The organism is Streptomyces sp. NPDC048521 (assembly GCF_043199855.1).
Taxonomy (GTDB): domain Bacteria; phylum Actinomycetota; class Actinomycetes; order Streptomycetales; family Streptomycetaceae; genus Streptomyces.
Window position 1 is genome coordinate 19,984 of record NZ_JBICWR010000004.1, and the last position, 25,614, is coordinate 45,597.

The 25,614-nt window shown below is 71.3% G+C and carries 31 protein-coding genes; 9 read left to right on the plus strand and 22 right to left on the minus strand.

Features of this window, described 5'->3' with window-relative positions:
* Positions 1 to 42: 42 nt before the first annotated feature.
* Positions 43 to 1,041 carry an anion permease gene (locus ACGFRF_RS10920; protein WP_393738386.1) on the minus strand — a complete coding sequence of 333 codons (999 nt, stop codon included), beginning with the start codon at positions 1,039 to 1,041 and terminating at the stop codon, positions 43 to 45.
* 7 nt (positions 1,042 to 1,048) lie between these two features.
* Positions 1,049 to 1,669, minus strand: coding sequence for a DUF47 domain-containing protein (locus ACGFRF_RS10925; protein ID WP_208033008.1), 621 nt, complete (start codon positions 1,667 to 1,669; stop codon positions 1,049 to 1,051).
* Positions 1,670 to 1,875: 206 nt separating this feature from the next.
* Between ACGFRF_RS10925 and ACGFRF_RS10930 the strand changes: the two genes are divergently transcribed.
* A complete protein-coding gene (locus ACGFRF_RS10930) occupies positions 1,876 to 2,181 on the plus strand; it encodes a metal-sensitive transcriptional regulator (RefSeq protein WP_393738388.1) in 306 nt (101 codons plus the stop codon).
* A gap of 28 nt (positions 2,182 to 2,209) precedes the next feature.
* Here the strand turns inward: ACGFRF_RS10930 and ACGFRF_RS10935 are convergent, their stop codons facing one another.
* Together ACGFRF_RS10935 and ACGFRF_RS10940 are read right to left on the minus strand one after the other, a co-directional pair.
* The gene (locus tag ACGFRF_RS10935; protein WP_393739381.1) at positions 2,210 to 2,368 is read right to left on the minus strand and encodes a hypothetical protein; all 159 of its coding nucleotides are present in this window, start codon (positions 2,366 to 2,368) and stop codon (positions 2,210 to 2,212) included.
* 101 nt (positions 2,369 to 2,469) lie between these two features.
* On the minus strand, positions 2,470 to 3,324 hold the full coding sequence (locus tag ACGFRF_RS10940; protein ID WP_393738390.1) for a hypothetical protein: 855 nt from the start codon (positions 3,322 to 3,324) through the stop codon (positions 2,470 to 2,472).
* Between the two features lie 198 nt (positions 3,325 to 3,522).
* On the opposite strand from ACGFRF_RS10940, the gene ACGFRF_RS10945 reads away from it, so the two are divergent.
* Complete coding sequence (locus ACGFRF_RS10945) at positions 3,523 to 3,708, plus strand: hypothetical protein (RefSeq protein WP_393738392.1); 186 nt, start codon at positions 3,523 to 3,525, stop codon at positions 3,706 to 3,708.
* 6 nt (positions 3,709 to 3,714) lie between these two features.
* Here ACGFRF_RS10945 and ACGFRF_RS10950 read toward each other — a convergent pair whose 3' ends face one another.
* The 5 genes from ACGFRF_RS10950 to mshD form a co-directional block, all read right to left on the minus strand.
* Positions 3,715 to 4,140 (minus strand): NUDIX hydrolase, encoded by a 426-nt coding sequence (locus ACGFRF_RS10950; protein ID WP_393738394.1) that lies wholly within the window; start codon positions 4,138 to 4,140, stop codon positions 3,715 to 3,717.
* Positions 4,141 to 4,159: 19 nt separating this feature from the next.
* Positions 4,160 to 5,269 (minus strand): CHAD domain-containing protein, encoded by a 1,110-nt coding sequence (locus ACGFRF_RS10955; protein WP_393738396.1) that lies wholly within the window; start codon positions 5,267 to 5,269, stop codon positions 4,160 to 4,162.
* Positions 5,250 to 7,604: an RNA degradosome polyphosphate kinase gene (locus tag ACGFRF_RS10960; protein ID WP_393738398.1), complete on the minus strand. Its 2,355-nt coding sequence runs from the start codon at positions 7,602 to 7,604 to the stop codon at positions 5,250 to 5,252. Before ACGFRF_RS10960 ends, ACGFRF_RS10955 begins: the two co-directional genes overlap by 20 nt.
* A gap of 549 nt (positions 7,605 to 8,153) precedes the next feature.
* On the minus strand, positions 8,154 to 8,540 hold the full coding sequence (locus ACGFRF_RS10965; RefSeq protein WP_393738400.1) for a GntR family transcriptional regulator: 387 nt from the start codon (positions 8,538 to 8,540) through the stop codon (positions 8,154 to 8,156).
* 101 nt (positions 8,541 to 8,641) lie between these two features.
* Positions 8,642 to 9,568, minus strand: a complete 927-nt coding sequence (mshD, locus tag ACGFRF_RS10970; protein ID WP_393738402.1) for a mycothiol synthase — start codon at positions 9,566 to 9,568, stop codon at positions 8,642 to 8,644.
* A gap of 167 nt (positions 9,569 to 9,735) precedes the next feature.
* Between mshD and ACGFRF_RS10975 the strand changes: the two genes are divergently transcribed.
* Entirely contained in the window at positions 9,736 to 11,535 is a 1,800-nt protein-coding gene (locus ACGFRF_RS10975) for a bifunctional metallophosphatase/5'-nucleotidase (RefSeq protein ID WP_393738404.1), read from the plus strand.
* 130 nt (positions 11,536 to 11,665) lie between these two features.
* Here ACGFRF_RS10975 and ACGFRF_RS10980 read toward each other — a convergent pair whose 3' ends face one another.
* Positions 11,666 to 12,565: an NmrA/HSCARG family protein gene (locus ACGFRF_RS10980; RefSeq protein WP_393738406.1), complete on the minus strand. Its 900-nt coding sequence runs from the start codon at positions 12,563 to 12,565 to the stop codon at positions 11,666 to 11,668.
* 105 nt (positions 12,566 to 12,670) lie between these two features.
* Between ACGFRF_RS10980 and ACGFRF_RS10985 the strand changes: the two genes are divergently transcribed.
* Complete coding sequence (locus ACGFRF_RS10985) at positions 12,671 to 13,150, plus strand: MarR family winged helix-turn-helix transcriptional regulator (protein ID WP_393738408.1); 480 nt, start codon at positions 12,671 to 12,673, stop codon at positions 13,148 to 13,150.
* A gap of 58 nt (positions 13,151 to 13,208) precedes the next feature.
* Here ACGFRF_RS10985 and ACGFRF_RS10990 read toward each other — a convergent pair whose 3' ends face one another.
* From ACGFRF_RS10990 to ACGFRF_RS11015, 6 genes are all read right to left on the minus strand, one after another.
* Positions 13,209 to 14,696: a sensor histidine kinase gene (locus tag ACGFRF_RS10990; protein WP_393738410.1), complete on the minus strand. Its 1,488-nt coding sequence runs from the start codon at positions 14,694 to 14,696 to the stop codon at positions 13,209 to 13,211.
* Positions 14,693 to 15,427: a response regulator transcription factor gene (locus ACGFRF_RS10995; protein ID WP_393738412.1), complete on the minus strand. Its 735-nt coding sequence runs from the start codon at positions 15,425 to 15,427 to the stop codon at positions 14,693 to 14,695. Before ACGFRF_RS10995 ends, ACGFRF_RS10990 begins: the two co-directional genes overlap by 4 nt.
* A gap of 91 nt (positions 15,428 to 15,518) precedes the next feature.
* Positions 15,519 to 15,755 (minus strand): hypothetical protein, encoded by a 237-nt coding sequence (locus ACGFRF_RS11000; RefSeq protein WP_393738414.1) that lies wholly within the window; start codon positions 15,753 to 15,755, stop codon positions 15,519 to 15,521.
* 10 nt (positions 15,756 to 15,765) lie between these two features.
* Positions 15,766 to 16,755 (minus strand): S1C family serine protease, encoded by a 990-nt coding sequence (locus tag ACGFRF_RS11005; protein ID WP_393738416.1) that lies wholly within the window; start codon positions 16,753 to 16,755, stop codon positions 15,766 to 15,768.
* A gap of 158 nt (positions 16,756 to 16,913) precedes the next feature.
* Complete coding sequence (locus tag ACGFRF_RS11010) at positions 16,914 to 17,939, minus strand: LacI family DNA-binding transcriptional regulator (protein ID WP_393738418.1); 1,026 nt, start codon at positions 17,937 to 17,939, stop codon at positions 16,914 to 16,916.
* 106 nt (positions 17,940 to 18,045) lie between these two features.
* The gene (locus ACGFRF_RS11015; protein ID WP_393738420.1) at positions 18,046 to 18,825 is read right to left on the minus strand and encodes a winged-helix domain-containing protein; all 780 of its coding nucleotides are present in this window, start codon (positions 18,823 to 18,825) and stop codon (positions 18,046 to 18,048) included.
* A gap of 181 nt (positions 18,826 to 19,006) precedes the next feature.
* Between ACGFRF_RS11015 and ACGFRF_RS11020 the strand changes: the two genes are divergently transcribed.
* Genes ACGFRF_RS11020 through ACGFRF_RS11030 form a run of 3 tightly spaced genes read left to right on the plus strand, consistent with a single transcriptional unit; the run spans position 19,007 to position 21,402 of the window.
* The gene (locus ACGFRF_RS11020) at positions 19,007 to 19,858 is read left to right on the plus strand and encodes an alpha/beta hydrolase (RefSeq protein ID WP_393738422.1); all 852 of its coding nucleotides are present in this window, start codon (positions 19,007 to 19,009) and stop codon (positions 19,856 to 19,858) included.
* Between the two features lie 49 nt (positions 19,859 to 19,907).
* Positions 19,908 to 20,162, plus strand: a complete 255-nt coding sequence (locus tag ACGFRF_RS11025; protein ID WP_393738424.1) for a MoaD/ThiS family protein — start codon at positions 19,908 to 19,910, stop codon at positions 20,160 to 20,162.
* A gap of 4 nt (positions 20,163 to 20,166) precedes the next feature.
* Positions 20,167 to 21,402 (plus strand): hypothetical protein, encoded by a 1,236-nt coding sequence (locus ACGFRF_RS11030; RefSeq protein WP_393738426.1) that lies wholly within the window; start codon positions 20,167 to 20,169, stop codon positions 21,400 to 21,402.
* Here the strand turns inward: ACGFRF_RS11030 and ACGFRF_RS11035 are convergent.
* On the minus strand, positions 21,399 to 21,593 hold the full coding sequence (locus tag ACGFRF_RS11035) for a DUF397 domain-containing protein (protein WP_393738427.1): 195 nt from the start codon (positions 21,591 to 21,593) through the stop codon (positions 21,399 to 21,401). The two genes, ACGFRF_RS11030 and ACGFRF_RS11035, sit on opposite strands and share 4 nt — an antisense overlap.
* A complete protein-coding gene (locus ACGFRF_RS11040) occupies positions 21,575 to 22,417 on the minus strand; it encodes a helix-turn-helix transcriptional regulator (RefSeq protein WP_393738429.1) in 843 nt (280 codons plus the stop codon). The genes ACGFRF_RS11035 and ACGFRF_RS11040 overlap by 19 nt, the downstream gene beginning before the upstream one ends.
* A gap of 177 nt (positions 22,418 to 22,594) precedes the next feature.
* Here ACGFRF_RS11040 and ACGFRF_RS11045 point away from each other — a divergent pair, with 177 nt between their 5' ends.
* A complete protein-coding gene (locus tag ACGFRF_RS11045; RefSeq protein WP_393738431.1) occupies positions 22,595 to 22,870 on the plus strand; it encodes a hypothetical protein in 276 nt (91 codons plus the stop codon).
* Positions 22,867 to 23,175 carry a hypothetical protein gene (locus ACGFRF_RS11050; RefSeq protein WP_393738433.1) on the plus strand — a complete coding sequence of 103 codons (309 nt, stop codon included), beginning with the start codon at positions 22,867 to 22,869 and terminating at the stop codon, positions 23,173 to 23,175. Before ACGFRF_RS11045 ends, ACGFRF_RS11050 begins: the two co-directional genes overlap by 4 nt.
* A 95-nt stretch (positions 23,176 to 23,270) precedes the next feature.
* Here ACGFRF_RS11050 and ACGFRF_RS11055 read toward each other — a convergent pair whose 3' ends face one another.
* The 4 genes from ACGFRF_RS11055 to ACGFRF_RS11070 form a co-directional block, all read right to left on the minus strand.
* Positions 23,271 to 23,558 carry a DUF1416 domain-containing protein gene (locus ACGFRF_RS11055; protein WP_393738435.1) on the minus strand — a complete coding sequence of 96 codons (288 nt, stop codon included), beginning with the start codon at positions 23,556 to 23,558 and terminating at the stop codon, positions 23,271 to 23,273.
* A 45-nt stretch (positions 23,559 to 23,603) separates the two neighbouring features.
* Positions 23,604 to 24,449, minus strand: coding sequence for a sulfurtransferase (locus ACGFRF_RS11060; RefSeq protein WP_393738437.1), 846 nt, complete (start codon positions 24,447 to 24,449; stop codon positions 23,604 to 23,606).
* 121 nt (positions 24,450 to 24,570) lie between these two features.
* On the minus strand, positions 24,571 to 24,651 hold the full coding sequence (locus ACGFRF_RS11065) for an Ms5788A family Cys-rich leader peptide (RefSeq protein WP_350751515.1): 81 nt from the start codon (positions 24,649 to 24,651) through the stop codon (positions 24,571 to 24,573).
* A 197-nt stretch (positions 24,652 to 24,848) separates the two neighbouring features.
* Positions 24,849 to 25,595 (minus strand): DUF2993 domain-containing protein, encoded by a 747-nt coding sequence (locus ACGFRF_RS11070; RefSeq protein ID WP_393738439.1) that lies wholly within the window; start codon positions 25,593 to 25,595, stop codon positions 24,849 to 24,851.
* Positions 25,596 to 25,614 lie beyond the last annotated feature (19 nt).

A 25,614-nucleotide genomic window follows, 5' to 3' on the forward strand; every position in this document is an offset into this window, starting at 1 on the left:
CCCCGGCTTCCGGGGGCGGGCCCACTGCATTCTGTCCGGGGGTTACAGCACCGTCAGGTTCACCAGGCCGAAGGCCAGCGCGGCGACCAGCGCCGCGGCCGGCATCGTGATGAACCAGCCGAGGACGATGTTCTTGGCCACGCCCCAGCGGACGGCGTTCACGCGCTTGGTCGCGCCCACGCCCATGATCGCCGAGGTGATCACGTGGGTCGTGGAGATCGGCGCCTTGAACAGGAACGCCGTGGTGAACATGATCGACGCACCGGTCGTCTCGGCCGCGAAGCCCTGAGGCGGGTCGAGCTCGATGATCTTGCGGCCCAGCGTGCGCATGATGCGCCAGCCACCCGCGTACGTGCCCAGCGACAGCATCATCGCGCAGACGATCTTCACCCACACCGGGATCGGGTCACCGAACGTCTCGTGGCCGGAAATGACCAGTGCCAGCACCACGACACCCATGGTCTTCTGGGCGTCCTGGAGACCGTGGCCGAGCGCCATGGCGGCCGCCGACACGGTCTGTGCGATACGGAAGCCCCGCTTGGCCTTGTGCGGGTTCGACCGGCGGAACAGCCACATGATCGCCGTCATCATCAGGTAACCGACGATCAGGCCCACGACCGGGGACACGAACATCGGGATGACGATCTTGTCGAGGACGCCGTCCCAGAGCACCTCCGTGCCCCCCGCCAGCGCCGCACCCACCATGCCGCCGAACAGCGCGTGGGAGGACGAGGAGGGCAGGCCGAAGTACCAGGTGACGAGGTTCCAGACGATCGCGCCGACCAGTGCGGCGAAGAGGATGCCCATCCCCTTCGAGCCCTGGGGTGTCTCGATCAGGCCCTCGCTGACCGTCTTGGCGACGCCGGAGCCCAGGAAGGCGCCGGCGAGGTTCATCACGGCCGCCATGGCGAGGGCCGCCCGCGGGGTCAGCGCCCGCGTCGACACCGACGTGGCGATCGCGTTCGCGGAGTCGTGGAAACCGTTGGTGTACGTGAAGAAGAGCGCGACCGCGACGGTCACTATCAGGGCGAAGGTGTCCATCGACGCTTCAGGACTCCTTGACGGCGATGGTCTCCACCGTGTTCGCCACGTGCTCGAACGCGTCCGCCGCCTCTTCCAGGACGTCCACGATCTGCTTGAGCTTGAGCACCTCGATCGCGTCGTACTTGCCGTTGAAGAGGTGGGCGAGCAGCTTGCGATGGATCTGGTCCGCCTGGTTCTCCAGCCGGTTGACCTCGATCCAGTACTCGGTGAGGTTGTCCATCGTGCGCAGGTTCGGCATGGCCTCGGCCGTCAGCTCGGCGGCCCGGGCCAGGACCTCGATCTGCTGCTCGACGCCCTTGGGCAGTTCCTCGACGTTGTAGAGGACGACCAGGTCGACGGCCTCCTCCATGAAGTCCATGATGTCGTCCAGGGATCCGGCGAGGGAGTAGATGTCCTCCCGGTCGAACGGCGTGATGAACGAGGAGTTCAGCTGGTGGAAGATCGCATGCGTGGCGTCGTCACCTGCGTGTTCCGCGGCCCGCATACGCTCTGCGATCTCGGCCCGGGCGGAGGAGTCCGCCCCGAGCAGTTCCATCAGGAGCTTCGAGCCCGTGACGATGTTGTCCGCGGAGGCGGCGAACATGTCGTAGAAGCTCGTCTCCCTGGGGGTCAGACGAAAGCGCACGTGGGGTCCTCGGGGTGCTTCGGTTTCGGTCAGGCTGATGCTAGGCGCATCATCCGGCCACGGCTATCGGGCCGTCCCCCAGTGTCGCCCATCGGACAGAGTGATCAGCACGGGGGCGTACCAAGGCCCTCCTACCCGGCAAAATTCGTTACCATATACCCAGTAGGGGTATGTATCCGCAGCTCGTCCCGACCTGGAGGCCCGCGATGACGACGACCGAGGCCGGCGCCACGCACGGCTACCACAAGCAGAAGGACGAGCACCTCAAGCGGCTGCGCCGGATCGAGGGCCAGATCCGCGGTCTGCAGCGCATGGTCGAGGAGGACACGTACTGCATCGACATACTCACGCAGGTCTCCGCCTCCACCAAGGCCCTGCAGTCCTTCGCGCTGCAACTGCTGGAGGAGCACCTGCGGCACTGTGTGGCGGACGCGGCCGTCAAGGGCGGTGACGAGGTCGACGCGAAGGTGGACGAGGCGACGAAGGCGATCGGCCGCCTGCTGCGCACCTGAGACCCGGCGGCGCGTCCTTCGGCGGCGCTCAGCCCTGTCGCTCCTCGGCCACCCGCAGCACCTCGTCGATGCTCTCCAGGCTGAGCCGGTCCTCGGCGGCCGAGGCGGCGATGATCAGCTCTCCGCACAGCTCGATCTCGGCGAGGGCCACGTGGTCCTGAACCGCCGTACCGCCGACCGCAGCCACCCGCCTCACCTCTTCCCTGCCGTCACCGACTTCCTAGGGTAGGCAGGGCTCTACACACCGCGCATGGCACGGACGGGCTAGTTCGAGGGTGGCGCACCGGACTAGTGCGGTGGCTCGTTCTCGGCGATCCGGCCCGCGTAGATGTCCGCCGGACGCGGCAGCCGTACGTCCGCGGCGGCACCGAAGTCGTACAGCAGCGTGGTCGAGGCGACCGCCACGGCCGTCTTCTGGCGGCCGTTGACGAAGCTGAAGCGCTGCCTGAGCTTGCGGATGCGGCCCTGGTCGTCCAGGTAGACGTCGAACGGCACCTGGGCCGTGGCGAACCCGGTCGCCGCCGCCGAGAGGGCCGCCGCGTTGCCGGCGGAGGCGTATCGCGCCGCCCGGTTCAGGTCCGCCGTCCCCCGGTAGTGCCGCACCTCGGTGCCGCCGACCTCGGTCCTGCCGACATAGGTCGCCGTACGCGTCCCGCGCAGCACCTCGGCCGCCGCGTACGGGTCGGTCACGCCGCCGGTGACCAGATTCCCGTCGGACAGCGACGCGGTCTCCACCCGTACCCACTTGTCGGCGGGCACACCGGCGCCCCGGTTCTTCATGAACAGGGCGCCCGGGGCGAGGAGCTCGGTGATGGGCCGGTGTCCGGAGGTGCCCGCGGGGTCCTCGGGCAGGACGACGGTGAGCCGGCCGAGCCGGTGCCGGTAGTCGTAGACGCCCTTGCCGCGGATGGTGACCCGGGTGCCGCCCGTGGCCATCTCCATCGACGTGCTGGCCTTGGAGCTGCCCGCACCGCCCAGCGTGTCGGCGGCCCGGTGCAGGACGGCGACCGGGTCTCCCGCCCCCTTGACGTCCTCGGCGGCGGCTCCGCTGCCGGAACAGGCCGTGGCACCCGCGCCCAGGCCGAGCATGATGCCCACCGCGAGGACCGTCCTGCCCGCGCGTCCGTGCTGCCGCCGATCCATCGCCTGCCTACCCCCAAGCCGGTACGTCCGTCACGGGCCCCCTGTCGTCCGGTTAACGACGGGTAGGGGGCGCCGTCACGCGCCGTCACGCTCCGCCCGGGGCGTACGTCACGCTCCGCCGGGGGCGGAGGTAAAGGCGGAGGAAGGCGGGACGGGGCCGTACGAGACCTGTGCCGCGGGCTGGGTACCGTGGTCGTCGTGGCAGTCACCGCGGCGTATCAGGACGGGCCGGAGCCCGCCCGGTCCGGGCAGGAACACCTCACGACGACGACCGAACAGGGCCGCTTCTGCGTGGCCAGGTGCAGCTGTGGCTGGCGCGGCCCCGCCCGCCGGGCCCGCAGCCAGGCCCGTGCGGACGCGGAGGGGCACACGGCGGCCCCGTGACGGCGCTCAGTCCCACCGTGGCAGGTGGGCGGACGGCCGGAGGAAGGCGTCCACCAGGTCCCGGTCGCGGGGCTGGGTGAGCCGGCCGCGGGCGGCGGCGGGGGAGAGCCACAGGATGCGGTCCACCTCGTCGGTCGGCGTGAAGTGGCCGGAAACCGCCTCCGCGGACCAGTAACGCACTCGCTTGGGGCGGCCGTTGGCCAGATAGCGCAGTGCCGGCAGCTCGCTGCCGGGCTCGGCCGTGAACCCGGTCTCCTCCGCGACCTCGCGCAGGGCGCCCGCGAGCGGGTCCTCACCCGCTTTGAGCTTGCCCTTGGGGTGGGACCAGTCGTCGTACTTCGGCCGGTGGACCAGGCAGATCTCCAGGTCGCCGGCGACCGGCGAGCGGCGCCAGAGCACGCAGCCCGCCGCCTGGACCTCGGTGTCGTTCACGCCGCCTCCTCGTGGGGGTTCAGGGTGCGTGGACGGTCTGCTTCTGCCAGGCCTGCTGGAAGGCGAACCTGGCCGCCTCCACCTCGTGCCGCTGGTCGGCGTGGAGCACGCCGAGCGCGTACGCCGTGGCGGGGGCGATGCGCGGGGTGCGGGCCGCCTGCGTGGCCGCCGCGGCGGCCTCCGAGGCGTCCCGGTGCCGGTTCAGGGACTGTCCGGCCGTCAGCAGCCGCATGTCCACCGGCGCGTTGCCGCCGTTCAGCACCTCACCGGCGTACCGGTGCAGACGCAGCAACAGGCGGACCTGGTGCCAGGGGCCGTCCTGCGGGTGGGGGGCCGGGTCCGGGGACAGGCCGTGCACCAGCGCCTCCGCGTTGTAGGGGTGGCCCGCGGTGACCAGGGGGAGGGCGGTGATGGCGTCCATGAGGCGTTCCTCGGCCGCGGTGGCGAGGGGGCGCAGGTCGGTGGCGGGGGCGGCGGGTGTGAGGGGGACCTCGCTGGCGAGTACGGCGATCTTGTCCGTGACGGCGTGGAAGCGACTGGATCCGAGGGCCTGGAGGGCGGTGGAGTGGGCCCGGGTCCGGGCCAGGGTCAGTTGGCGTTCCAGGAGGGCGCCTGCTTTGGCCGCGCCCACGGTGAGGTTGCCGCGTTCCCGGGTGGCCGTGGCGTGGGCAGGGCCACCGGCGTTCTCCAGTGCCGCTGTCAGGGGGACGGGAGCCGCCCCAGCGGCACGACTGCCCGCGGCCGTGTCGGCCTGTTCCGGAAAGGCGGCGGCCCCTGACAACCGGTGCAACGCCAGCAACAGCCGTTCCAGACGGGACTCGTACGCGTGCTCCAGGCCCAGCGTGCCGGACAGCCAGGCCAGTTCCGGGCGCATCTCCTCCGACCAACCGGGGTCGAGGAGGGGGCGGAAGGTGTGCAGGCTGGCGCTGATGCGGCGGGCCGAGCGGCGCAGGGCGCGTGCCGCGTCGACGGACCCCTCCGCGCCGGCCACGGAGCCGCCGCCGGTCTCCCGGTGCAGACGCAGCGCGCGGAGGAACTGCGTGGCCTGGGCGCGCAGGTACGCCGCGAGGGCCTCCCCTGTCGTCGCGCCGGCCGTGGGGCCCGTCGGGTCAAGGTGTTGCTGTGCCACGCCGGCGCCTCCGGGCGTCAATGAGCATCTCCTGGACGTTGCGCAGGGATTGGCCGTCCCCGTCGACCGCGTGTCGCGTCCACTCGCCGTCCGGGCCGAGGTGCCAGGAGGCGGTGGTGTCGGACATGCCGGTGTCCAGCAGCCGGTTGAGGGCTGCGCGGTGGCCGGGGTCGATGACCCGGACCAGGGCTTCTATCCGGCGGTCGAGGTTGCGGTGCATCATGTCGGCGCTGCCGATCCACACCTCGGGTTCGCCGCCGTTGCCGAAGGCGAAGACCCGGGAGTGCTCGAGGAAGCGGCCGAGGATGGAGCGGACCCGGATGTTCTCCGACAGGCCCGTGACGCCCGGGCGGACGGCGCAGATGCCGCGTACCCAGATGTCGACCGGCACGCCCGCCTGGGAGGCCCGGTACAGCGCGTCGATGACCGCCTCGTCGACCATGGAGTTGACCTTGATGCGGACGAAGGCCGGACGGCCCGCACGGTGGTGCTGGACCTCCTTGTCGATCCGCGCGACCAGGCCGTCCCGCAGGGACTTGGGGGCGACGAGCAGCCTGCGGTAGGTCTCGCGGCGGGAGTAGCCGGACAGGCGGTTGAAGAGGTCGGAGAGGTCCGCGCCGACCTGCGGGTCGGCGGTGAGCAGGCCCAGGTCCTCGTACAGGCGGGCTGTCTTCGGGTGGTAGTTGCCGGTGCCGACGTGGCTGTAGCGGCGCAGGGTCTCGCCCTCCTGGCGGACCACGAGGGACAGCTTGCAGTGCGTCTTCAGGCCGACCAGGCCGTAGACCACGTGGCAGCCGGCCTCCTCCAGCTTGCGGGCCCACTTGATGTTGGCGTGCTCGTCGAAGCGGGCCTTGATCTCGACCAGGACCAGGACCTGCTTGCCGGACTCGGCGGCGTCGATGAGCGCGTCCACTATCGGGGAGTCGCCGGAGGTGCGGTACAGGGTCTGCTTGATGGCGAGGACGTCGGGGTCGGCCGCCGCCTGCTCCAGGAACGCCTGCACGGAGGTGGAGAAGGAGTCGTACGGGTGGTGCAGGAGCACGTCACGGGCGCGCAGGGCCGCGAAGATGTCCGGCGCGGACGCCGACTCGACCTCGGCGAGGTCGCGGTGGGTGCCGGCGATGAACTTCGGGTACTTCAGCTCCGGCCGGTCGAGGCTGTGGATGCGGAAGAGGCCGGTGAGGTCCAGGGGACCGGGCAGCGGGTAGACCTCGGCCTCGGAGATCTTCAGCTCGCGCACCAGCAGGTCCAGCACCTCGCGGTCGATGGACTCCTCGACCTCCAGGCGCACCGGCGGGCCGAAGCGGCGCCGCATGAGTTCCTTCTCCAGGGCCTGGAGCAGGTTCTCGGCGTCGTCCTCCTCGACCTCCAGGTCCTCGTTGCGGGTGAGCCGGAAGGCGTGGTGCTCCAGCACCTCCATGCCCGGGAAGAGTTCCTCGAGGTGGGCGGCGATGACGTCCTCGAGGGGGACGTACCGGCCGGGTGCGGCCTCCAGGAAGCGGGACAGCAGCGGGGGCACCTTCACGCGCGCGAAGTGCTTGTGGCCGCTGACCGGGTTGCGTACGACGACGGCCAGGTTCAGGGACAGGCCGGAGATGTACGGGAAGGGGTGCGCGGGGTCCACGGCCAGCGGGGTGAGGACCGGGAAGATCTGGTGCCGGAAGAGCGTGAAGAGCCGGGCCTGCTCCTTCTCGGTCAGCTCGTTCCAGCGGACCAGGTGGATGCCCTCCTCCGCGAGCGCGGGGGCGACGTCCTCGTGGTAGCAGGCGGCGTGCCGGGCCATCAGCTCGCGGGAGCGGGCCCAGATCATCTCCAGCACCTCGCGCGGCTGGAGGCCCGAGGCGGAGCGGGTGGCGACCCCGGTGGCGATACGGCGCTTCAGGCCGGCCACCCGCACCATGAAGAACTCGTCCAGGTTGCTGGCGAAGATCGCCAGGAAGTTGGCGCGCTCCAGCAGGGGCGTGTTCGGGTCCTCGGCCAGCTCCAGGACGCGCTCGTTGAACGCGAGCCAGCTGCGCTCCCGGTCGAGGAAGCGCCCCTGGGGCAGGGGAGCCCCGTCACCCTGCGCCTCCTCGTACACGTCGAGGTCGGCATCGAGGTCGGGTTCCAGGTCGGAAACGACCGCGGCGACGGTGTGGGGCCGGTGCGCGGCGATGGAGCCCACAGAGGGCTGCGGGTGCTGAACCTCTGCCTGGGTGTCTTGCTGACTCATGACCCCATTCTTCCGCGCCACGAGCGTGACAGGCGCGTCGGAACGTGCGGGCGGGAGCGTCACGGCCCCGTTCTGCGCGGGCCCCTCGGGGGGCGGCGAAGGCTCTGGCACGGCGGGCTTCATTGGCCGAGCGTCGCAAGCCCGTCTGAATCGATGGTTACGGCGACATGACGTGCGGGATAGCGCGGGGCGGCTCCAAGGGGTTCCCGGATGCGAAAACGCCGGTCCGGTAGGTCCCTCCCCCGTGGGCGGACCTACCGGACCGGTGCGCGATGCGGCTCAGCCGGCCCGGCGGCGCGGTACCGCGTGCGCGGCGGCGGTCGCGAGCGCGGTCAGGGCCAGGACGATGCCGGTCTCCACCAGGTGCAGGGGGCAGAAGGGGAGGCGGGGTGCCAGACCGCGTGGTGGCCGCCGGCATCGCGCCCGGTGGGCCCCTGCCAGGCGTTCCGGGGCAGTACGAACGGCTCCGGCGAGGTACGGGTCACCGTCGGCCACAGGTACGGGCGGCAGCGGCCCGGCAGGAACCGGACCAGCGCCATCGCGGCGAACGCGGTGCCGAGGGCGGTCAGCGTGCGGCGCAGCAGCGCGGTGAGGGTGCCGACGGCGAGAGCGCCCAGCCGCCCCGGCGGCCGAAGCGCCTGCCGAGGCCGGTGGCCTCGATCACCGTGTCGCTCATGAGGGTTCTCCCTGGAAGTGCCTGTCGAGCACGGCAGTGAAGAGTGCGGCCACGTCGTCCCGGTCCAGCCCGCAGGTGCGGGCCCTTTCGGCCCAGGTCTCCAGGTCGGCGCGGAGCGCGGAGTCGACCTGGGCGGTGCCCAGGGAGCGCCGCACGAAGGTCCCGAGACCCCGTCGTGCTTCGACCAGGCCTTCGCGTTCCAGTTCCCGGTACGCCTTCAGGACGGTGTTGGGGTTGATGGCGGTGGCTTCGACGACTTCGCGTGCCGTGGGCAGTCTGTCTCCGGGCTGCAGCAGGCCCATGCGGAGCGCCTGTCTGGTCTGCTGGACGATCTGGACGTAGGTGGCGACCCCGCTGTGCCGGTCGATGCGGTACGCGACCACGCGTAGCACCACCCTTTCACTAATTGAGTAGTGAAAGGGTGGTGCAAGAGAGGGGCGGTCGTCAAGGCGACCGCCCCTCGCCTTCCGCCACGCGGTGTACGTCAGGTTTCGGTGCGGTACATCAGGTCGGTCTCATAGACCGTGAACCCCAGCCGCTCGTACACCGACACCGCCGCCGTGTTGTCGGCGTCGACGTAGAGCATCGCGGTCGGCAGCCCCTGCCGGGCCAGATGGCGCAGCCCGATCGTGGTGAGCGCCTTGCCGAGCCCGCCGCCCTGCTCACCGGGCCGCACCCCGAGGACGTACACCTCGCCGAGCCCCTCCTCGGCGTGCACCTTGGTCCAGTGGAAGCCGACCAGTTCCCCGCGCCGCTCGGCGAGGAAGAACCCGGCCGGGTCGAACCACGGCTCGGCCTTGCGGGCGTCGAGGTCCCGCTGGGTCAGCGACCCCTGCTCGGGGTGGTGGGCGAAGGCGGCCGCGTTGACCGCGAGCCAGGCCGCGTCGTCCTTGCCGGGCACGAAGGCGCGCACGGTCACGCCCTCGCGCAGCACCGGGTCGGGCAGCTCCAGGTCGGTCAACGCGCGCCTCATCTGACGCAGTTCACGGAAGAGGGTCAGGCCGAGCACCTGGGCGAGGTGCCGGGCGGCGGCGTGCCCGCCGTGCGCCCACACCCGCAGCCGCTTGCCGGAGGCGGCGAGCAGCGCCGCACCGAGCGCCCGACCGTGCCCGTGCCCGCGGTGCGCGGGGTGGACGACCAGCTCGGCGGCCGGCGCCTCCACCGGGTCGGTGTCCTCCAACTGGGCGTAGCCGACGAGTTCGCCGTCGATGGTCAGCAGCAGATGCGAGACGCCCTCGCGGGCGCCTCCGCGCAGCTGCAGCCGGCCCTGCTCGGACACCGGCTGCTGTCCGTCGACCCGGGCGGCCTCGGCGAGCAGGGTGAGCACGGCCTCGGCATGGTCGGGGGTGAGCGCGGAGTAGGTCTCGATGGAGCGGGAGGGAAAGGCCCGTACGGTGTCGTCGCTGCTCATGCGTACGAGGGTACGGGGCGGCCGGGGGGAAGTCCCGGCACCTGAGCCGGTAAGGGATCGGCAAAGGGAAACCAGGATGTAACCACGAACCCCCTGTCGCGCTACGCGCGTTGACCTTAGGCTGCGCTGCCGGCCCACTCATCGCAGCCGACCCACAGGGGGGTTCCATGCCAGCCGTACCCCGGCGCACCAGACGCCGTACCTCCGCGTTCCTCGCGGCGACCGCCGGTCTCGCCACGGTCGCCGCTCTGGCCGCCGCGCTGCCCGCACAGGCGCATGCCGACCGGGGTGGCCACGGGCACGGCCGTCCTGGCCGCTACCAGGACGTCCAGCTGCTGTCCTTCAACGATCTGCACGGCAACCTCGAACCGCCGTCGGGCTCCTCCGGCCGGGTCGGCGAACTCCAGCCGGACGGCACGACGAAGACGGTCGACGCGGGCGGTGTCGAGTACCTCGCGACCCACCTCCGCACGGCCCGCCAGGGCCACCCGTACTCGATCACCGCGGCCGGCGGCGACATGGTCGGCGCCTCCCCGCTGCTGTCGGGCCTGTTCCACGACGAGCCCACCGTCGAGGCGCTGAACAAGCTGGACCTGGACGTCACCTCGGTCGGCAACCACGAGTTCGACGAGGGCGCCCAGGAGCTGGCCCGCCTGCAGAACGGCGGCTGCCACCCGAAGGACGGCTGCTACACGGACGAGGAGTTCCAGGGCGCCGACTTCCCGTACCTGGCGGCGAACGTCCTGGACGACAAGACCGGCAAGCCCATCCTGAAGCCGTACTGGATCTGGAAGAAGAAGGACGTCCGGATCGGCTTCATCGGCGTCACGCTGGAGGGCACCCCGGGCATCGTCTCGGCGGACGGCGTGAAGGGCCTGAGCTTCAAGGACGAGGCCGAGACGATCAACAAGTACGCCAAGGTGCTCCAGCGCCAGGGCGTGCAGTCGATCGTGGCCCTGATCCACGAGGGCGGCTTCCCGGCCTCCGGCTCCTACAACTACGACTGCGACTCCCCGGGCGCGGGCGACGGCATCTCCGGCCCGATCGTCGACATCGCCAAGAGCGTGACCCCGGCGGTGGACGCCCTGGTCACCGGCCACACCCATCAGGCGTACGTCTGCACGGTCCCCGACCCGTCCGGCCGGCCCCGCATGGTCACCTCGGCGTCCTCCTTCGGCCGCCTCTACACCGACACCACGCTGACCTACGACCGCCGCACCGGCGACATCGCGCGTACGGCGGTGAGGTCCGCGAACCACGTGGTCACCCGGGACGTGCCCAAGGCGCAGGACATGACGGACCTGATCGGCAGGTGGAACACCCTGGCCGCGCCGATAGGCAACCGCCCCATCGGCTACGTCTCCGCCGACATCGGCAACACCGGCACCGAGTCCCCGATGGGCGACCTGATCGCCGACGCGCAGCTCGCCCACGGCAAGGAACTGGACCCGAGGACCAGCCTCGCGCTGATGAACCCGGGCGGGGTGCGGGCCGGCCTGACCTACGCGGCCAAGGGCGCCGAGGGCGACGGAGTGGTCACCTACGCCGAGGGCTTCACGGTCCAGCCGTTCGCCAACACCGTGAACCTGCAGGACTTCACCGGCGCCCAGCTGGTCCAGGTGCTCAAGGAGCAGGTGAGCGGGGTCAACGCGGCGGCGCCCAAGATCCTCCAGCCGTCCGCCGGGCTCACCTACACCCTGGACCTGACCAAGTCCGGCGCGGACCGCGTGGTCACCGACTCCATCCGCCTGAACGGCGCCCCGATCGACCCGGCGGCCACCTACCGCGTCGCCACCAACAGCTTCCTCGCGGGCGGCGGCGACGGCTTCCCGACGCTGGGCCAGGGCACGAACGACCTGGTCGGCTCGGACGACCTGGCGGCCCTGGAGAAGTACCTGACGGCGAACTCGGCGCCGACCTCCCCGATCACCCCTCCGCAGGCCGACCGGATCACCGTCGTGCAGTGATCCCCGTCCGAGGGCCTTCCGGCTCCGGCACACCCCTGGGAGGTCCTCCCAGGGGTGTGTCTTTGAGGCCGAGTCCGTCGGTGACCTCGGCCGGCTTGGCCAACGGTGGGAATGGACCGGTGAGCGGTCGTCACCCGTGGTGGGAAAGGGTGCCGTGCCCGGTGTGCCGTTCCAGCAGCGCGGGCCAGTCCTGGGCGGCGGCCCAGTCGGTGAAGGAGTGCCAGCCGACCTCGGGGTGGGCGCGGCGCAGCCCGGGCACGTCGACGTCGAGGCCGGACGTCGTGAAGTACGCGAACATCGACGCCAGGTCCTCGGACCTGGTCCGCACGTGGTCCAGGGGCACTTCCCGGTGGGTGATCGGACTGCCGGTGGCGGCGGCCAGGACGGCCGCGATCTGGGCGGGGGTGCACTCGTCGGAGGCGATGTCGATCCGGCGGCCGGTGAACTCCGCGCGGCGCCCCAGGACCAGCGCGGCGAACGCGCCGATGTCGTCGGCGGGGATGAGCGTGAGGGGCCGGTCGGCCGGCATGGGCCAGGCGAAGGTGCCGTCGCGCAGCCCGTCGAGGGTCCAGCCGCTCGCGTAGTTGTCCATGAACGCGGCCGGGGCGATCACCGTCCAGGGCACACCGGACGCACGCAGGTGCCGCTCGACCGCGTGCTTGCTCTCGTAGTGCGGCACGCCGGTGCCCCGGTCGGCGTGGGCGGCCGAGGTGAACAGGACGTGGCCGAGGCGGGCGTCCGCGGCGGCGTCCACGAGGGTCTTGCCCTGCCGGATCTCGGTGGCGGTGTCGGTGCCGAACGGGGTGGTGACGGCGAAGAGCGCGTCGGTGCCGGCGAGGGCCGCGTCGAGCGAGGCGCGGTCGTCGAAGTCGGCGTGCCGGACCTCGGCCCCCAGGCTGCGCAGGGCGTCGGCGGACGGTGCGTGCGGGCGGCGGGTGAGGGCGCGGACGCGGTGGCCGGCGGCGAGCAGGGCGCGGGCGGTGGCTCCGCCCTGGGCGCCGGTGGCACCGGTGACGGCGACGGTGAGCATGGTGGTCCCCCCATGGATAGAATTACTGCATGATGCATTGACTGCGTCGCGCAGGAGAATAGCAGGAAGTTGCTGCGTCACGCAGTGATCTGGAGAGGGGATCCCATGACGGACCCGCGCCGGGCCCGGCTGTACGAGGAGTTGTCGATGGAGTCCCGCCGCTATCTGGCGGCGTACGTCCTGTTCAACCAGGCCGTCGCCGACCACCTCGGGCTGCACCCGACCGACGTGCAGTGCCTGAGCCTGCTGACGGCCGAGGCCGAGCCGCTCACGGTCAAGCAGATCGCCGACCGCACGGGCCTCACCACGGGCTCGGCCACCCGCCTGGTGGACCGGCTCGAACGAGAGGGCTACGTCGCCCGCACCCCCGACCGGCAGGACCGCCGCCGGGTGCTGGTCACCCCGGTCCCGGAGCGCCTCGCCCGCGTCACCGCGCTGTGGGACGACCTCGGCCGGACCTGGCAGACGATCCTGGACGACCACAGCGAGGACGAGCTGAAGGCGATCACCCGGCACATGCGTCGCGCGAACGACCTCAGCCACACCCAGGTCGAACGCCTGCGCGCCATGCCCAAGCCGGACTGAGCCCACCGCGCCGACCAGGCGTCAGCCCGTCAGCCCGTCAGCCCGTCAGCCAGGACGCTCAGACGCCCGGTGTCTGCGGCGGAGGCACCGGCGCGCCCGGCAGGCGTACCGTCGCCACTGTGCCGCCGCCCTCCGCGCGGGCCAGCGTGACCTCTCCGCCCGCCTGCTGGACCGTACGGGCGACGATGGACAGTCCGAGGCCCGAGCCGGGCAGCGCACGCGCGCTCGGGGAGCGCCAGAACCGGTCGAAGACGTGCGGGAGTTCGTCCTCGGAGATGCCGGGCCCCTGGTCGCGCACCGTCAGTACGCCGTCGCGGAGCTGGACGTCGACCCTGCTGCCCTCGGGGCTGAACTTCACCGCGTTGTCGAGGATGTTGACGATCGCCCGCTCCAGCGCGGAGGGCTCCGCCCGGACGAACCAGGGCTCCAGGTCCGCCGTGATCGTCAGCTCCGGCCCACGCAGGCGCGCCCGGCGCAGGGCCGCCTCGACGGCGTCCTGGAGCGCCACCACCTGCAGCCGCTCGCCCCGCTGCCCCTCCGGGCGGGACAGCTCCTGCAGATCGCCGATCAGCGAGGCCAGCTCGGTCATCTGCGCCTTCACCGAGTCGAGCAGCGCCTTGCGGTCCTCCGGAGGCAGCGGCCGGCCCGTCTCCTCGCTGCGGCTGAGCAGCTCGATGTTGGTGCGGAGCGAGGTGAGCGGGGTGCGCAGTTCATGGCCGGCGTCCGCGATCAGCTGCTGCTGGAGGTCGCGGGAGCTGGCGAGCGCGGTGGTCATCGAGTTGAAGGACCGCGAGAGGCGGGCCACCTCGTCGTCGCTGTCCGCGTCGACGGGGATACGGATGCCGAGGTCCTCGGTCCGCGCGACGTGCTCGACGGCCTCCGTGAGCTTGTCGACCGGCCGCAGTCCCGCCCGGGCCACCGCGAGCCCCGCCGCGCCGGCACCGACCACCCCGATACCGGAGACGAGGAGGAGGACCAGGGCGAGATCCTTCAGCGTGTCCCGGGTGCTCTTCAGCGGTATCGCGACCTGCAGGGCCGTGTCCGGATAGAGCAGGGGCCGCACGCCCGGCCCCTGGCTGACGGTCAGCGGCTGGGTCAGCACACGGACCGCGTTGCCCTCGGAGTCGGTGCCGTCGCGCAGTATGCCGTCGACCAGGACGCCGGTGCTGTCGTTCGCCCGGACGATGACGTCGGTGTCGGCGGAGGTGGTCTTCACCCGGCCCGCGGAGTCGGCGGACACACAGGCGGTGCCGTCCCGTTTCACGAGCTGGAGGTAGTAGTAGCTGCCGTGGGTGCGCAGGCCGCCGATGAGGGATCCGCTGGGCTCCTGCGGGCAGGTCGCGAGCGCGGACGCGACGTTTCCCTCCCGCTGCGGCTGCGCGGTCTTCTGCAGATCCTTGTCGACCTGGTCGTACAGCTTCCGCTCCACGATGAACCAGCAGGTGACCGACACCGCCGCAACCGCGAACGCCACCGCGGCGGCGACCAGCATCGCCAGCCGCGCCCGGATCGGCAGCGCCCGGTACCGGCGCACCAGTGTCCTCATTCCGCGCCGCCCTGGCGCAGGACGTACCCCACGCCCCGCACCGTGTGCACCAGGCGCGGCTCGCCGCCGGCCTCGGTCTTGCGGCGCAGGTACATGACGTAGACGTCGAGGGAGTTGGACGAGGGCTCGAAGTCGAAGCCCCACACCGCCTTCAGGATCTGCTCCCGGGTGAGCACCTGGCGCGGGTGGGCCATGAACATCTCCAGGAGCGTGAACTCCGTGCGGGTCAGCTCCACCTGCCGCCCGCCGCGCGTGACCTCGCGGGTCGCGAGGTCCATGCGCAGGTCGCCGAAGGTGAGGGCCTCGTCCTCCTGGGCCTCGGCCGACACGGCGACCGCATACGAGCTGCGGCGCAGCAACGCGCGGATGCGGGCGAAGAGTTCGTCCAGCTCGAACGGCTTGACGAGGTAGTCGTCGGCCCCCGCGTCCAGCCCGGTCACCCGGTCGCCGACCGTGTCGCGGGCCGTGAGCATGAGGATCGGGGTGGTGTCCCCCGCGCCCCGGATCCGCCGGGCCGCCGTCAGGCCGTCCATGCGTGGCATCTGGATGTCCAGGACGACCAGGTCGGGCTGGTAGGCGGTGGCCTTGTCCAGGGCGTCTGCACCGTCCACGGCCACCTCCGTGGCGTACCCCTCGAAGGCGAGGCTGCGCTGGAGTGCCTCGCGGACGGCGGGCTCGTCGTCGACGATCAGGATGCGCTGGGGGTCACGGTCGCCTTCGGCGGTGCTCATGGCTCGCGATTCCTCGGGGTGCGGTGGGACGTGTGGTCGGGGTGTCTCTCAGCCTCGCACGTTCCCGGGCCGGTCAGGCAGGAGGCGGGGCTCAGACCGCGAGCGCGCTCAGGCTGCGCATCGTGTTCAGGCGCTTCAGGGGCACCTTGCGGCGGTGGGGGCGGGCGGCCGAGGTGCGCAGGCCCATCAGCTCGGGGACGGGTGTCGCGGCCACCTCCGGGGCGCGGGGCGTGGGAACGTTCGAGTGCAGCGTGGAGACGACCGAGAGGGCCAGGGTGAAGTCGGCCGGACCGCGGTCGGCGACCTGGTGCGAAACTTTCTTGATCATGACCTGCTCCCTAACTGGTGGAGCCCGCCCGCAGCTTGGCGAGGTCGGACTTGACGGTGTTGACGGGAATGGCGAAGCCGAGACCGACGCTGCCCGCGTCCGAGGCCGAGGAGGCCTGCGAACTCGACGCGTACATCGCGGAGTTGATGCCTATGATGTGGCCGCTCGCGTCGATCAGCGCGCCGCCGGAGTTGCCGGGGTTCAAGGACGCGTCCGTCTGGATCGCCTTGTACGTCGTGGTGGACGAACCCGTGTCGCCGTTGAACTCACGGCCGCCGAACTGGAACGGCCACTGGCCGTCGCCGCCCTGGCTCTGGCCCTGGTTCTCGTCGGTGGACACGGTGACGTCCCGGTCGAGGGCGGAGACGATACCGCTGGTGACGGTGCCGGTCAGGCCCTCGGGAGAGCCGATCGCCACGACCGAGTCACCCACCTGGACGCCGGCGGAGTCGCCGAGGTCCGCCGCCTTCAGACCCGAGGCGCCCTCGACCTTGATCAGTGCGAGGTCCTTGGAGCTGTCGGTGCCGATGATCTCGGCGGAGTGGCTCGTGCCGTCGCTGGTGCGCACCTTGATCGCGGTGGCGCCGGAGACGACGTGGTTGTTGGTGACGATCTCCCCGCCGGACGTGATGATCACGCCGGAGCCGGTGGAGGATCCGTTGCCCAGGGTGGCGTTGATCTCGACCACGCTCGGGCTGACCGCGGCGGCGATCGCGGCGACGTCGCCCCGCTTGCTGGAGGGCACCACGGGGGTGGTGGCGCCCGCGGAGGCGACCGTGTCCTTGGCGGTCAGCTCCTGGAAGGCGTACGCCGTGCCGCCGCCGACCGCCGCCGCGACGATCGCGACGGCCGCGAGCAGGGCGACCGGTCCCCGGGGGCGCTTCTTCGGCCCGGGTTCCGGGGCCGCCACCGGCTGGTACGGCGGCGGAGGCGGCCACTCAGGGTTCACAGGAGCGGAGTAGGGGGGCTGCTGCGCGTATGCGCCCTGGCTCTCGGTCATGGAAGAAGAGTCCCCCGCGACCATGAGAGCTTCCTGAGTGCTCCCTGAGAAGCCCGGCAGAACCTCGTTTGCCCGATATAAAGACCCCGGTGGAGGCGAGCGAGGGGACCCAGGCCGGTCAGGCCCGGTGGGGGCCGGGCGAGTGCCCGGTGGGCCGGTCAGACCCCGCAGCCGCAGCTCGTGCGCACCACCAGCCGGGACGGGAACGTCTTCAGCCGCTCGCGCCGGGACCCGGCGATCCGCAGCCCGTCGTCCAGGACGAGGTCCACGGCCGCCCGCGCCATGGCCGAGCGGTCCGAGGCGACCGTGGTCAGTGGCGGGTCGGCGAGCGCGGCCTCCTTGATGTCGTCGAAGCCCGCCACCGCCAGCTCCCCGGGCACGTCGATGCGCAGCTCGCGCGCCGCCCGCAGCAGGCCGATCGCCTGGTCGTCGGTGGAGCAGAAGACCGCCGGCGGCCGCTGCGGACCGGACAGGACGTCCAGGGCCACGCGGTAGGCGTCGTAGCGGTTGTACGGCGCCTCGAACAGCCGGCCCTCGGTGGACAGGCCCGCCTCGGCCATGGCCCGCTTCCAGCCCTCGACGTGGTCGGAGACCGGGTCGCCGACGGCCGGTGTCTCGGCCGTACCGCCCATACAGGCGACGTACTCGTAGCCGTGCTCCAGCAGGTGGCGCACGGCGAGCTGGGCGCCGCCGAGGTCGTCCGTCACCACGGCCACATCGTCGATGGCCTCCGGACGCTCGTGCAACAGCACCACCCGGGCGTCCCAGGCGTCGATCTCGGCCGCGGCGAGATCGTTGAGGGCGTGGCTGACGAGGATCAGCCCGGAGACCCGCATGCCCAGGAAGGCGCGCAGGTAGTGGACCTCGCGTTCGCCGATGTAATCGGTGTTGCCGACGAGGACCATCTTCCCGCGCTCGGAGGCGGCCTGCTCGACCGCGTGCGCCATCTCGCCGAAGAAGGGCTGGCGGGCGTCCGGGATGATGAGGCCTATCAGGTCCGTGCGCCGCGATGCCATCGCCTGGGCGACCCGGTCGGGCCGGTACCCCAGTTCCTTGATCGCGGCGAGGACACGCTCGCGCGTGGCCGGGGCGACCGGCCGGGGTCCGTTGTTGATGACATAACTGACGACGGCGGTGGAGGTCCCAGCCAGCCGTGCCACGTCATCCCGAGTCACCTTGGCCACGCGCGGAGTCTACGCGGATTGACCCGCTCTGGGCAGGGCATATCGCGGCCTGGATGTGCGCAGGCGATGCCCCGCCGGAGCGCTCCGTCCGCCACGCCGAGGAGAACTACGCCTCCGCGTGCACCTCGGCGGTGTCCAGGGCGGCGGATGCGTCCGCATCCTCCGCCTTTGCCCGCCCCGCCTTGGCCTTGGCCTCCTCGCCGGACCGGTCGCCCTTCTCGGGCGTAACGAATCGATAACCGACGTTCCGGACAGTGCCGATCAGCGACTCGTGCTCGGGGCCCAGCTTGGCGCGCAGCCGTCGTACGTGCACGTCGACCGTGCGGGTGCCGCCGAAGTAGTCGTAGCCCCACACCTCCTGCAGCAGCTGGGCGCGGGTGAAGACCCGGCCCGGGTGCTGGGCGAGGTATTTCAGCAGCTCGAACTCCTTGAACGTGAGATCGAGGACCCGTCCCTTGAGCTTCGCGGAATAGGTCGCCTCGTCCACCGAGAGATCGCCGTTGCGGATCTCCATGGGGGAGTCGTCGTTGACGATCTGCTGCCGGCCCATGGCGAGGCGCAGCCGCGCCTCCACCTCCGCGGGACCGGCGGTGTCGAGGAGCACGTCGTCGACGCCCCAGTCGGCGGTGACGGCGGCGAGGCCGCCCTCGGTGACGACGAGGAGCAGCGGACAGCCGGGTCCGGTGGAGCGCAGCAGCTGGCACAGGCTGCGCACCTGCGGCAGGTCGCGGCGGCCGTCGACGAGGATGACGTCGGCGCCGGGCGTGTCGACGAGAGCGGGCCCCTCGGCCGGGGCCACCCGCACGTTGTGCAGCAGCAGGCCGAGGGCGGGGAGCACCTCCGTCGACGGCTGGAGGGCGTTGGTCAGGAGCAGCAGAGAACTCATACGTCTGGTTCCTCCTCGGTCCCTGCGAGGACGTGTGCGGTGCGGAACTGCTCTGCGATCCCGAAGGCCCCGTACACCCGCGGTCACCTCACGATTCCCGCTTCGTATACAACGCTTCCGAAAGCACAAAAGGACCCGGGGGCTACGCTGCCCGAGTCCTCTGCACAGCAGAATAGCCCACATGAGCAACCGTCCGGCGGGTCATGGGCCACGTTCCACCGTTCGTCCGCATCACGAGACAAGCAGACGCGCCGCTATCCGGACGTTCCTGTACAGCGCAGACGGAATTGCGCTCGATTCCGTATACGATCCCGGCGCCGCCGTATACGAAACACCCCCGGACACCTTCCGGCCGGCCTCCCGTGACCTCGTTTTCGTGATCGCCCACGGCTTCACCGGCGATGTGGACCGCCCGCACGTCCGAAGGGTGGCGGGCGTCCTGCGCGGTTACGGCGCCGTCGTCACCTTCTCCTTCCGCGGCCACGGACGCTCCGGCGGCCGCTCCACGGTCGGCGACAAGGAGGTGCTGGACCTCGCCGCCGCCGTCGAGTGGGGCCGCGGCTTCGGGCACGCACGCGTGGTGACCGTCGGCTTCTCGATGGGCGGCTCGGTGGTCCTGCGGCACGCGGCCCTGCACCCCGGAACGGTGGACGCGGTGGTCTCGGTCAGCGCCCCCGCCCGCTGGTACTACCGGGGCACCGCCCCCATGCGCCGCCTGCACTGGCTGGTCACCCGCCCCGAGGGCCGCCTGGTCGGACGCTACGGCCTGCGCACCCGCATCCACCACCGCGACTGGGACCCGGTCCCGCTCTCCCCGACCCAGGCGGTCCCGAAGATCGCCCCCGCCCCGCTGCTGATCGTGCACGGCGACCGCGACGGCTACTTCCCCCTCGACCACCCGCGCATGCTCGCCGAAGCGGCCGGTGACCACGGCGAACTCTGGGTGGAGCAGGGCATGGGGCACGCCGAGAACGCGGCGGGGGACGCCCTGCTGGCCCGCATCGGGGACTGGGCCGCGGCCGCGGCGGGCTAGCCTGACACCATCTGTCTTTGTCTTTTCTTGCCGTCGATTGAGGAATCAGATGCCCAAGGTCACGGTGCGCTACTGGGCCGCCGCCAAGGCCGCGGCCCAAGTCGCCGAGGAGCCGTACGACGCGGACACGCTCGCCGACGCGCTGGCCGCCGTGCGCGCGCGACACCCCGGGGAACTCACGCGCGTGCTGCAGCGATGCTCCTTCCTCATCGACGGTGACCCCGTCGGGACCCGCGCGCATGAGACGGTACGGCTGGCCGACGGCGGCACGGTCGAGGTGCTCCCGCCGTTCGCAGGAGGGTGAGGCGATGAGCGACCAGCCGTACCAGGGCGGCCCCTACGAGGGCTACGACCCGTATCAGCAGCAGGCTGCTCCGCAGGACTGGGGTGGCTACGACCAGTACGGACAGCCCGGCTACGACCCCCAGCTCACCCAGCAGTGGCAGGGACAGACCTGGGAGACGCAGACGCACGCGCCGGTGCAGGCGGCGGAGACGGCGTACCTGCCGCCGCAGCAGCACCAGCAGCAGGCGTACCACCAGCAGCCGGAGCAGCAGGGCCACCCGCAGCAGCCGTATCCGCAGCAGCCGTATCCGCAGCAGCCGTATCCGCAGCAGCCGTATCCGCAGCAGCCGTATCCGGACTACCGGCAGCCCGAGCAGCACCAGCAGGCCCACCGGTTCACGGACACGTACGCGCCCCAGGCGCCGCAGCCCGAGCCCGCCCCGGCCGCCGCCCCGGAGTCCGAGCCGGCCTACGGTCCCGCGACGCTCGCCGGGAACGCCCGGATCACCGACGCCCAGCGGGCCCGCCTGGAGGGCCGGTCCCCGATCATCGAGCCCGGCATGCAGCCGGCGGCGCTCACCGCGCTGCTGGGCCTGCTGCTGGCCGCCGCGGCCCCCCTCGGCTCCTACGCCCTCCTCGTCCCCCTGGTACTGCTCCAGGCGGTGACGGCGGCGGGCTGGTTCCGGCTGAACGGCATGTGGCCGGCCCGGCAGGGCATCGCGCTCGCCTTCGCGGGCGGACTGACGGCCGACGCGGCGGTCCTGGTCGCCGGCCGCGACCACGCCCCGGCGGCGATCCTCGGACCGCTCGGCGTCTGGGTCCTGCTCTCCCTGGTCCTGCAGCTGCGCTCGCACGCCTCGCCGGACGAACGCATGTACGGCCTGATGGCGACGGTCGCCTCCACGGCGCTCACGGTCCTGGCGACCGGGTACCTCGGCGCCGACGGGCACGCGGTGTCCGTGGGCGCGGCGGCGGTCGCGGTGGCCGTCCTGGCACGTGCCCTGCCCCTGCCGACCCCGGCGTCGGTCGTGGTGGCGCTGTTGGCCGCTGCGGGCGCGGGGATCGCGGTCGGCGGCATGACCGGCTTCGGCGCGAAGGGCGCCGCGCTGGGTGCCGGGGCGGCGGTCTGCGCCCTGATCGGTCACCGGGTGGCCAGTTACGACTACCCGTCCCGGTTCGTGCACTTCACGGCGGGCGTGGCATTGCCGTTGTCGGCGGCCGCACCGGTCGTGTGGCTACTGGGACGGGCGCTGGGCTAGCGCTTGACCCCGTCCACGAAGGCCGCCCAGGCCTCGGCCCGGAAGACGAGCGCTCCGCGGGCCGGGGCCTTGCTGTCGCGGACGGGGACGACGGAGGGGATGTCGTCGGCGACTTCCACGCAGGCGCCGCCGTCCGAGTTGCTGTAGCTGCTCTTGCGCCATGTCGCGTGGGTCAGATCGATGGCTCGCACGGCTCTTCCTCCAACAATCGCAGGACGAACTTCCGGGACTCGGCCGGGGACAGCGCCAGGTCGCGCACGGCATCATATGTGCGCTGCAAACGCTCAACCTTGCCGTTTTCCTCGACCAGTTCACCATGGACGTCGTTCTCGGTGTAGGCCACGGTACGGCCGTCCAGCAGCCGCAGGTAGGTCACCTCGGTGCTCATCAGACCGTGCAGCCCCGTGCCGAAGGGCACGACGTGGAGGGTGACGTTCGGGCGCTCCGCAGCCACCGCCAGGTACTCCAGTTGCTCCCGCCAGGCCCGTGCGTCCCGCAGTGACGTGCGCAGGGCCGCCTCGGAGAGGATGGTGCGGAACGCCGGCGGGTCGTCCCCCTCCAGCAGATTCTGCCGTCCTATACGCGCCTCTACCTGCTGCTCCAGCAGCTCGCCCTTGGTGCCGCCCGCTGCGAGCAGCTCACGCGCGTACTTCGGGGTCTGGAGCAACCCGTGAAGGGTGCCGCCTCCGTAGTGCCAGAGGCTGATGGCCTCCGCCTCCAGCTCCATGTAGCGCCGGTACTGCTCCTTGAACTGCAGGGGATCCGCCATCGCCAGCTCCCACAGCGTCACCAGCAACCCCGGTGTCCCGTAGAACTGGTCCAGCGCCTGTACGACCTCGGGCCCGCCCAGCGTCCGCCCGCTCTCCATCTTGCTGAACTGGGACGAGTCCCAGCCCACCTCCTTCGCCAGGTCCCGCAGGCTCAAGCCGCGCTCGCTCCTCAGGCGCCGCAGTTCCTCGGTGAACCGCCCCCTCGGCTCCTGACTCCGCCCCGTGAACACCAGTCGCTGTGGCATCGCGCTCCTGTTGAATTTGTTGAATTTGTTGAATTTGGCAGGCCCAGCGTTGAATTTGGGCCTCTCAACAGCCCGAACGCCCTCTCCGTGCGCCATGCTCTTGAGCACACCCCGAACACGCAGCGTAGCTGCTGGTTTGCGCTGCGCTCATACGCTTACGGAAGGGAGTCGGCCACCATGACCACGAAGCCGGAGCCGCACGAGCCCGGACGCCTCCTCCACGACCCCGCCACCGACGAGGTCCAGGCCATCGGCCACCGCGTCAGAACGGCGCCGTCGCTGCGTCCGTCGCTGGACGACATCAGCCGGCCGCCGCGTCCCGTCCCCGGCTGTGCCGCCTGCGCGGAGCTGGTGGAGCGTCGGCAGGCCGCGCGGGATGCGTACGACCGCAGCGCCGAGACCGACGCCAACGTGCTGCTGCGCCAGCACCAGCGACAGGAGCACCGCCCATGACGGCCGCCCGGGATCTGCCGTACGCGGAGTGCGGGCGGCGGCAGGCGGAGGGGGACACCACGCCGTGGCCGGCCTTCGCGCTTCCGCCGTTCCATCCCTCCTTCCATCCGGGGGTGCGCGAGGCGCCCGGCGCCGCCGCCCCTCGCCCCGCACCGCGCTCCGACACGCGCCCCGCCCCTCGCCCCATGCGGCGTCCCAGGCGCCGCAGGGCCGACGGAGCGGCCGTGAGCGGCTTTCTCGCCGCCCTGTGCGTCGGCGCGCTGCTCACGGCGATCGCCCTGGCGGCTGTCCGGACGCGTTGCTGACGGACCCCTGGACAGCCGAAAGGCCGCACCCCCACTGGCGTCCAACCCCAGGGGTGCGGCCCTCCGACCGTCACGTCACTGCTTCACGGAACCACTCAGACCGCGATGGCAACCTCGGCGAGGCCGCCCTTCTGGGCCACAACCGTGCGGTCGGCCGTGCCGCCGGGCACCAGCGCGCGAACGGTCCACGTGCCCTCGGCCGCGTAGAAGCGGAACTGCCCCGTGGCGGAGGTGGGGACCTCCGCGGTGAACTCGCCGGTCGAGTCCAGCAGACGGACGTAGCCCGTCACCGGCTCGCCGTCGCGGGTCACGTGACCCTGGATCGTGGTCTCACCGGGCTTGATCGTCGAGGCGTCCGGGCCGCCGGCCTTCGCTCCACACATGCTGTTTCTCCAGAGGGGTCTGACCAGGAGGTCGGTCGGGATGGGTTACTTGCCGGCGCCGAGCTCGATCGGCACGCCGACGAGGGAGCCGTACTCGGTCCAGGAGCCGTCGTAGTTCTTGACGTTCTCCACACCGAGCAGCTCGTGCAGCACGAACCAGGTCAGGGCCGAGCGCTCACCGATGCGGCAGTAGGCGATCGTGTCCTTGGCGAGGTCCACGTTCTCCTCGGTGTAGAGCTGCTTCAGCTCCTCGTCCGACTTGAAGGTGCCGTCGTCGTTGGCGTTCTTCGACCACGGGATGTTCTTCGCGGTCGGGACGTGACCCGGACGCTGCGACTGCTCCTGCGGCAGGTGCGCCGGGGCGAGCAGCTTGCCGGAGAACTCGTCGGGCGAACGCACGTCGACCAGGTTCTGCGCGCCGATCGCGGCGACGACGTCGTCCCGGAAGGCACGGATCGACGTGTCCTGCGGCTTGGCCTTGTAGTCCGTCTTCGGGCGCTCGGGCACCTCGTCGCCGGCGACCAGCTCGCGGGCGTCCAGCTCCCACTTCTTGCGGCCGCCGTCGAGGAGCTTGACGTTGTCGTGGCCGTAGAGCTTGAAGTACCAGTAGGCGTAGGACGCGAACCAGTTGTTGTTGCCGCCGTAGAGGATCACCGTGTGGTCGTTGGCGATGCCCTTCTCCGACAGGAGCTTCTCGAAGCCCTCCTGGTCGATGAAGTCACGGCGGACCGGGTCCTGCAGATCCTTCGTCCAGTCGATGCGGATCGCGTTCTTGATGTGGTTCTTCTCGTAGGCGGACGTGTCCTCGTCCACCTCGACGATGGCGATGCTCGGGTCGTCCAGGTGCTCCTGGACCCAGTCGGCGTCTACGAGGACGTCGCTGCGGCTCATGCTCTTTCTCCTCCGGGGCAGTTGCGGCGAGGCGTGCGAGTAGAGAGGGTGCGCGGTCGTGCGGCGCACGGGTGCCCTTCCAGCAGGGCGAGGGTGAGATGCGGAAGTCGGGGACTTTCGCTCAGAAGGGGCGACAGAGCATGGCGGCAACGCGGCACAGGTCCACTGCCCGCCGCTTCGTGAGATCCGCCTGTCGCTTCATGCGGTCGATCGTAGGGAGGTCCGGGCGGGCGTGTCACCGGTGTGTCACATGACGAGACGCGATCGTCCGGATAATGGGACAAGAAAGGGGCCCGGACAGCCGTCGTGCGGCCTCCGGGCGCTCATGAGTGCGACGCATCTACGCTACGGACGCGACCGTCTCGCCAGTCGGACGTCAGGCGTCCATCGACGGGCTGTCTACCCCGCCAGCCTGACGTGTGAACCCTTCACGCTGATTTCCACGCCGTCCGGTGCCGCCTGCACCCTGTCCAGCTCGATGCCGCCGGGCAGCCGGTCGATGGCCTGCTGGAAGTCGGTGATCGTACGGACGCGGTTCTCGGCGAGCGCGAGGCCGCTGATCGCGGGCAGGGAGTCCGCGTGGACCTGGACCTCGTCGTTCTCGACGGTCACCGAGCTGAGCACGGACACCGTCCGGTCGACCGGGACGGCACCGGCGACCGTGCCCTGCACCTTGACCGCGACCTTGATCTTGCCGTTGCCGCCGTCGGAGAGGCCGACGATCCGGGCCTTGACGCCGAGCCCGACGTCGGTCGGCTCGGACCTGGCGGTCTTGAGCAGCTCGGCGTAGGAGATCGTCGCCGTGCCGGTGGCGGTGGCCGCGGTGGCGGAGCTGTAGTCGCCGGAGAACTCGACGTCCTTCATGTCGGCCGTCAGGTGGTCGATGCGGATGGTCTGGCCGGCCTTGCCGGTGGCCGCCTCGTAGTCCTTGATGCCGACCTCGACGTCGTCCAGCGAGCCGCCCGCGACCTGGGTGAGGAACGGGAAGCCCTTGATGTCCACGTCCGGGGTGGAGGCCAGGTTCTCCGTCGCCTTCAGCTTGTCCGCGGCCTCGCCCTCGGCGAAGTGCACGGCGACCCGGTCCACGATCACGAAGAGCGCGCCCAGGACCACGACGATGATCAGAAGTATTCGCAGGGCACGCATGAGGTGTTTCCCCCGGGTC

What these genes read in the sequence shown, in the direction of transcription:
- ACGFRF_RS10920 (WP_393738386.1), bottom strand. Translation starts at nt 1,041, where the DNA reads ATGGACACCTTCGCCCTGATAGTGACCGTCGCGGTCGCGCTCTTCTTC.
- ACGFRF_RS10930 (WP_393738388.1), top strand. Translation starts at nt 1,876, where the DNA reads ATGACGACGACCGAGGCCGGCGCCACGCACGGCTACCACAAGCAGAAG.
- ACGFRF_RS10940 (WP_393738390.1), bottom strand. Translation starts at nt 3,324, where the DNA reads ATGGATCGGCGGCAGCACGGACGCGCGGGCAGGACGGTCCTCGCGGTG.
- ACGFRF_RS10960 (WP_393738398.1), bottom strand. Translation starts at nt 7,604, where the DNA reads ATGAAGCCCGCCGTGCCAGAGCCTTCGCCGCCCCCCGAGGGGCCCGCG.
- mshD (WP_393738402.1), bottom strand. Translation starts at nt 9,568, where the DNA reads ATGAGCAGCGACGACACCGTACGGGCCTTTCCCTCCCGCTCCATCGAG.
- ACGFRF_RS10975 (WP_393738404.1), top strand. Translation starts at nt 9,736, where the DNA reads ATGCCAGCCGTACCCCGGCGCACCAGACGCCGTACCTCCGCGTTCCTC.
- ACGFRF_RS10980 (WP_393738406.1), bottom strand. Translation starts at nt 12,565, where the DNA reads ATGCTCACCGTCGCCGTCACCGGTGCCACCGGCGCCCAGGGCGGAGCC.
- ACGFRF_RS10985 (WP_393738408.1), top strand. Translation starts at nt 12,671, where the DNA reads ATGACGGACCCGCGCCGGGCCCGGCTGTACGAGGAGTTGTCGATGGAG.
- ACGFRF_RS10990 (WP_393738410.1), bottom strand. Translation starts at nt 14,696, where the DNA reads ATGAGGACACTGGTGCGCCGGTACCGGGCGCTGCCGATCCGGGCGCGG.
- ACGFRF_RS10995 (WP_393738412.1), bottom strand. Translation starts at nt 15,427, where the DNA reads ATGAGCACCGCCGAAGGCGACCGTGACCCCCAGCGCATCCTGATCGTC.
- ACGFRF_RS11000 (WP_393738414.1), bottom strand. Translation starts at nt 15,755, where the DNA reads ATGATCAAGAAAGTTTCGCACCAGGTCGCCGACCGCGGTCCGGCCGAC.
- ACGFRF_RS11005 (WP_393738416.1), bottom strand. Translation starts at nt 16,755, where the DNA reads ATGACCGAGAGCCAGGGCGCATACGCGCAGCAGCCCCCCTACTCCGCT.
- ACGFRF_RS11015 (WP_393738420.1), bottom strand. Translation starts at nt 18,825, where the DNA reads ATGAGTTCTCTGCTGCTCCTGACCAACGCCCTCCAGCCGTCGACGGAG.
- ACGFRF_RS11020 (WP_393738422.1), top strand. Translation starts at nt 19,007, where the DNA reads ATGAGCAACCGTCCGGCGGGTCATGGGCCACGTTCCACCGTTCGTCCG.
- ACGFRF_RS11025 (WP_393738424.1), top strand. Translation starts at nt 19,908, where the DNA reads ATGCCCAAGGTCACGGTGCGCTACTGGGCCGCCGCCAAGGCCGCGGCC.
- ACGFRF_RS11030 (WP_393738426.1), top strand. Translation starts at nt 20,167, where the DNA reads ATGAGCGACCAGCCGTACCAGGGCGGCCCCTACGAGGGCTACGACCCG.
- ACGFRF_RS11040 (WP_393738429.1), bottom strand. Translation starts at nt 22,417, where the DNA reads ATGCCACAGCGACTGGTGTTCACGGGGCGGAGTCAGGAGCCGAGGGGG.
- ACGFRF_RS11045 (WP_393738431.1), top strand. Translation starts at nt 22,595, where the DNA reads ATGACCACGAAGCCGGAGCCGCACGAGCCCGGACGCCTCCTCCACGAC.
- ACGFRF_RS11050 (WP_393738433.1), top strand. Translation starts at nt 22,867, where the DNA reads ATGACGGCCGCCCGGGATCTGCCGTACGCGGAGTGCGGGCGGCGGCAG.
- ACGFRF_RS11055 (WP_393738435.1), bottom strand. Translation starts at nt 23,558, where the DNA reads ATGTGTGGAGCGAAGGCCGGCGGCCCGGACGCCTCGACGATCAAGCCC.
- ACGFRF_RS11060 (WP_393738437.1), bottom strand. Translation starts at nt 24,449, where the DNA reads ATGAGCCGCAGCGACGTCCTCGTAGACGCCGACTGGGTCCAGGAGCAC.
- ACGFRF_RS11065 (WP_350751515.1), bottom strand. Translation starts at nt 24,651, where the DNA reads ATGAAGCGACAGGCGGATCTCACGAAGCGGCGGGCAGTGGACCTGTGC.
- ACGFRF_RS11070 (WP_393738439.1), bottom strand. Translation starts at nt 25,595, where the DNA reads ATGCGTGCCCTGCGAATACTTCTGATCATCGTCGTGGTCCTGGGCGCG.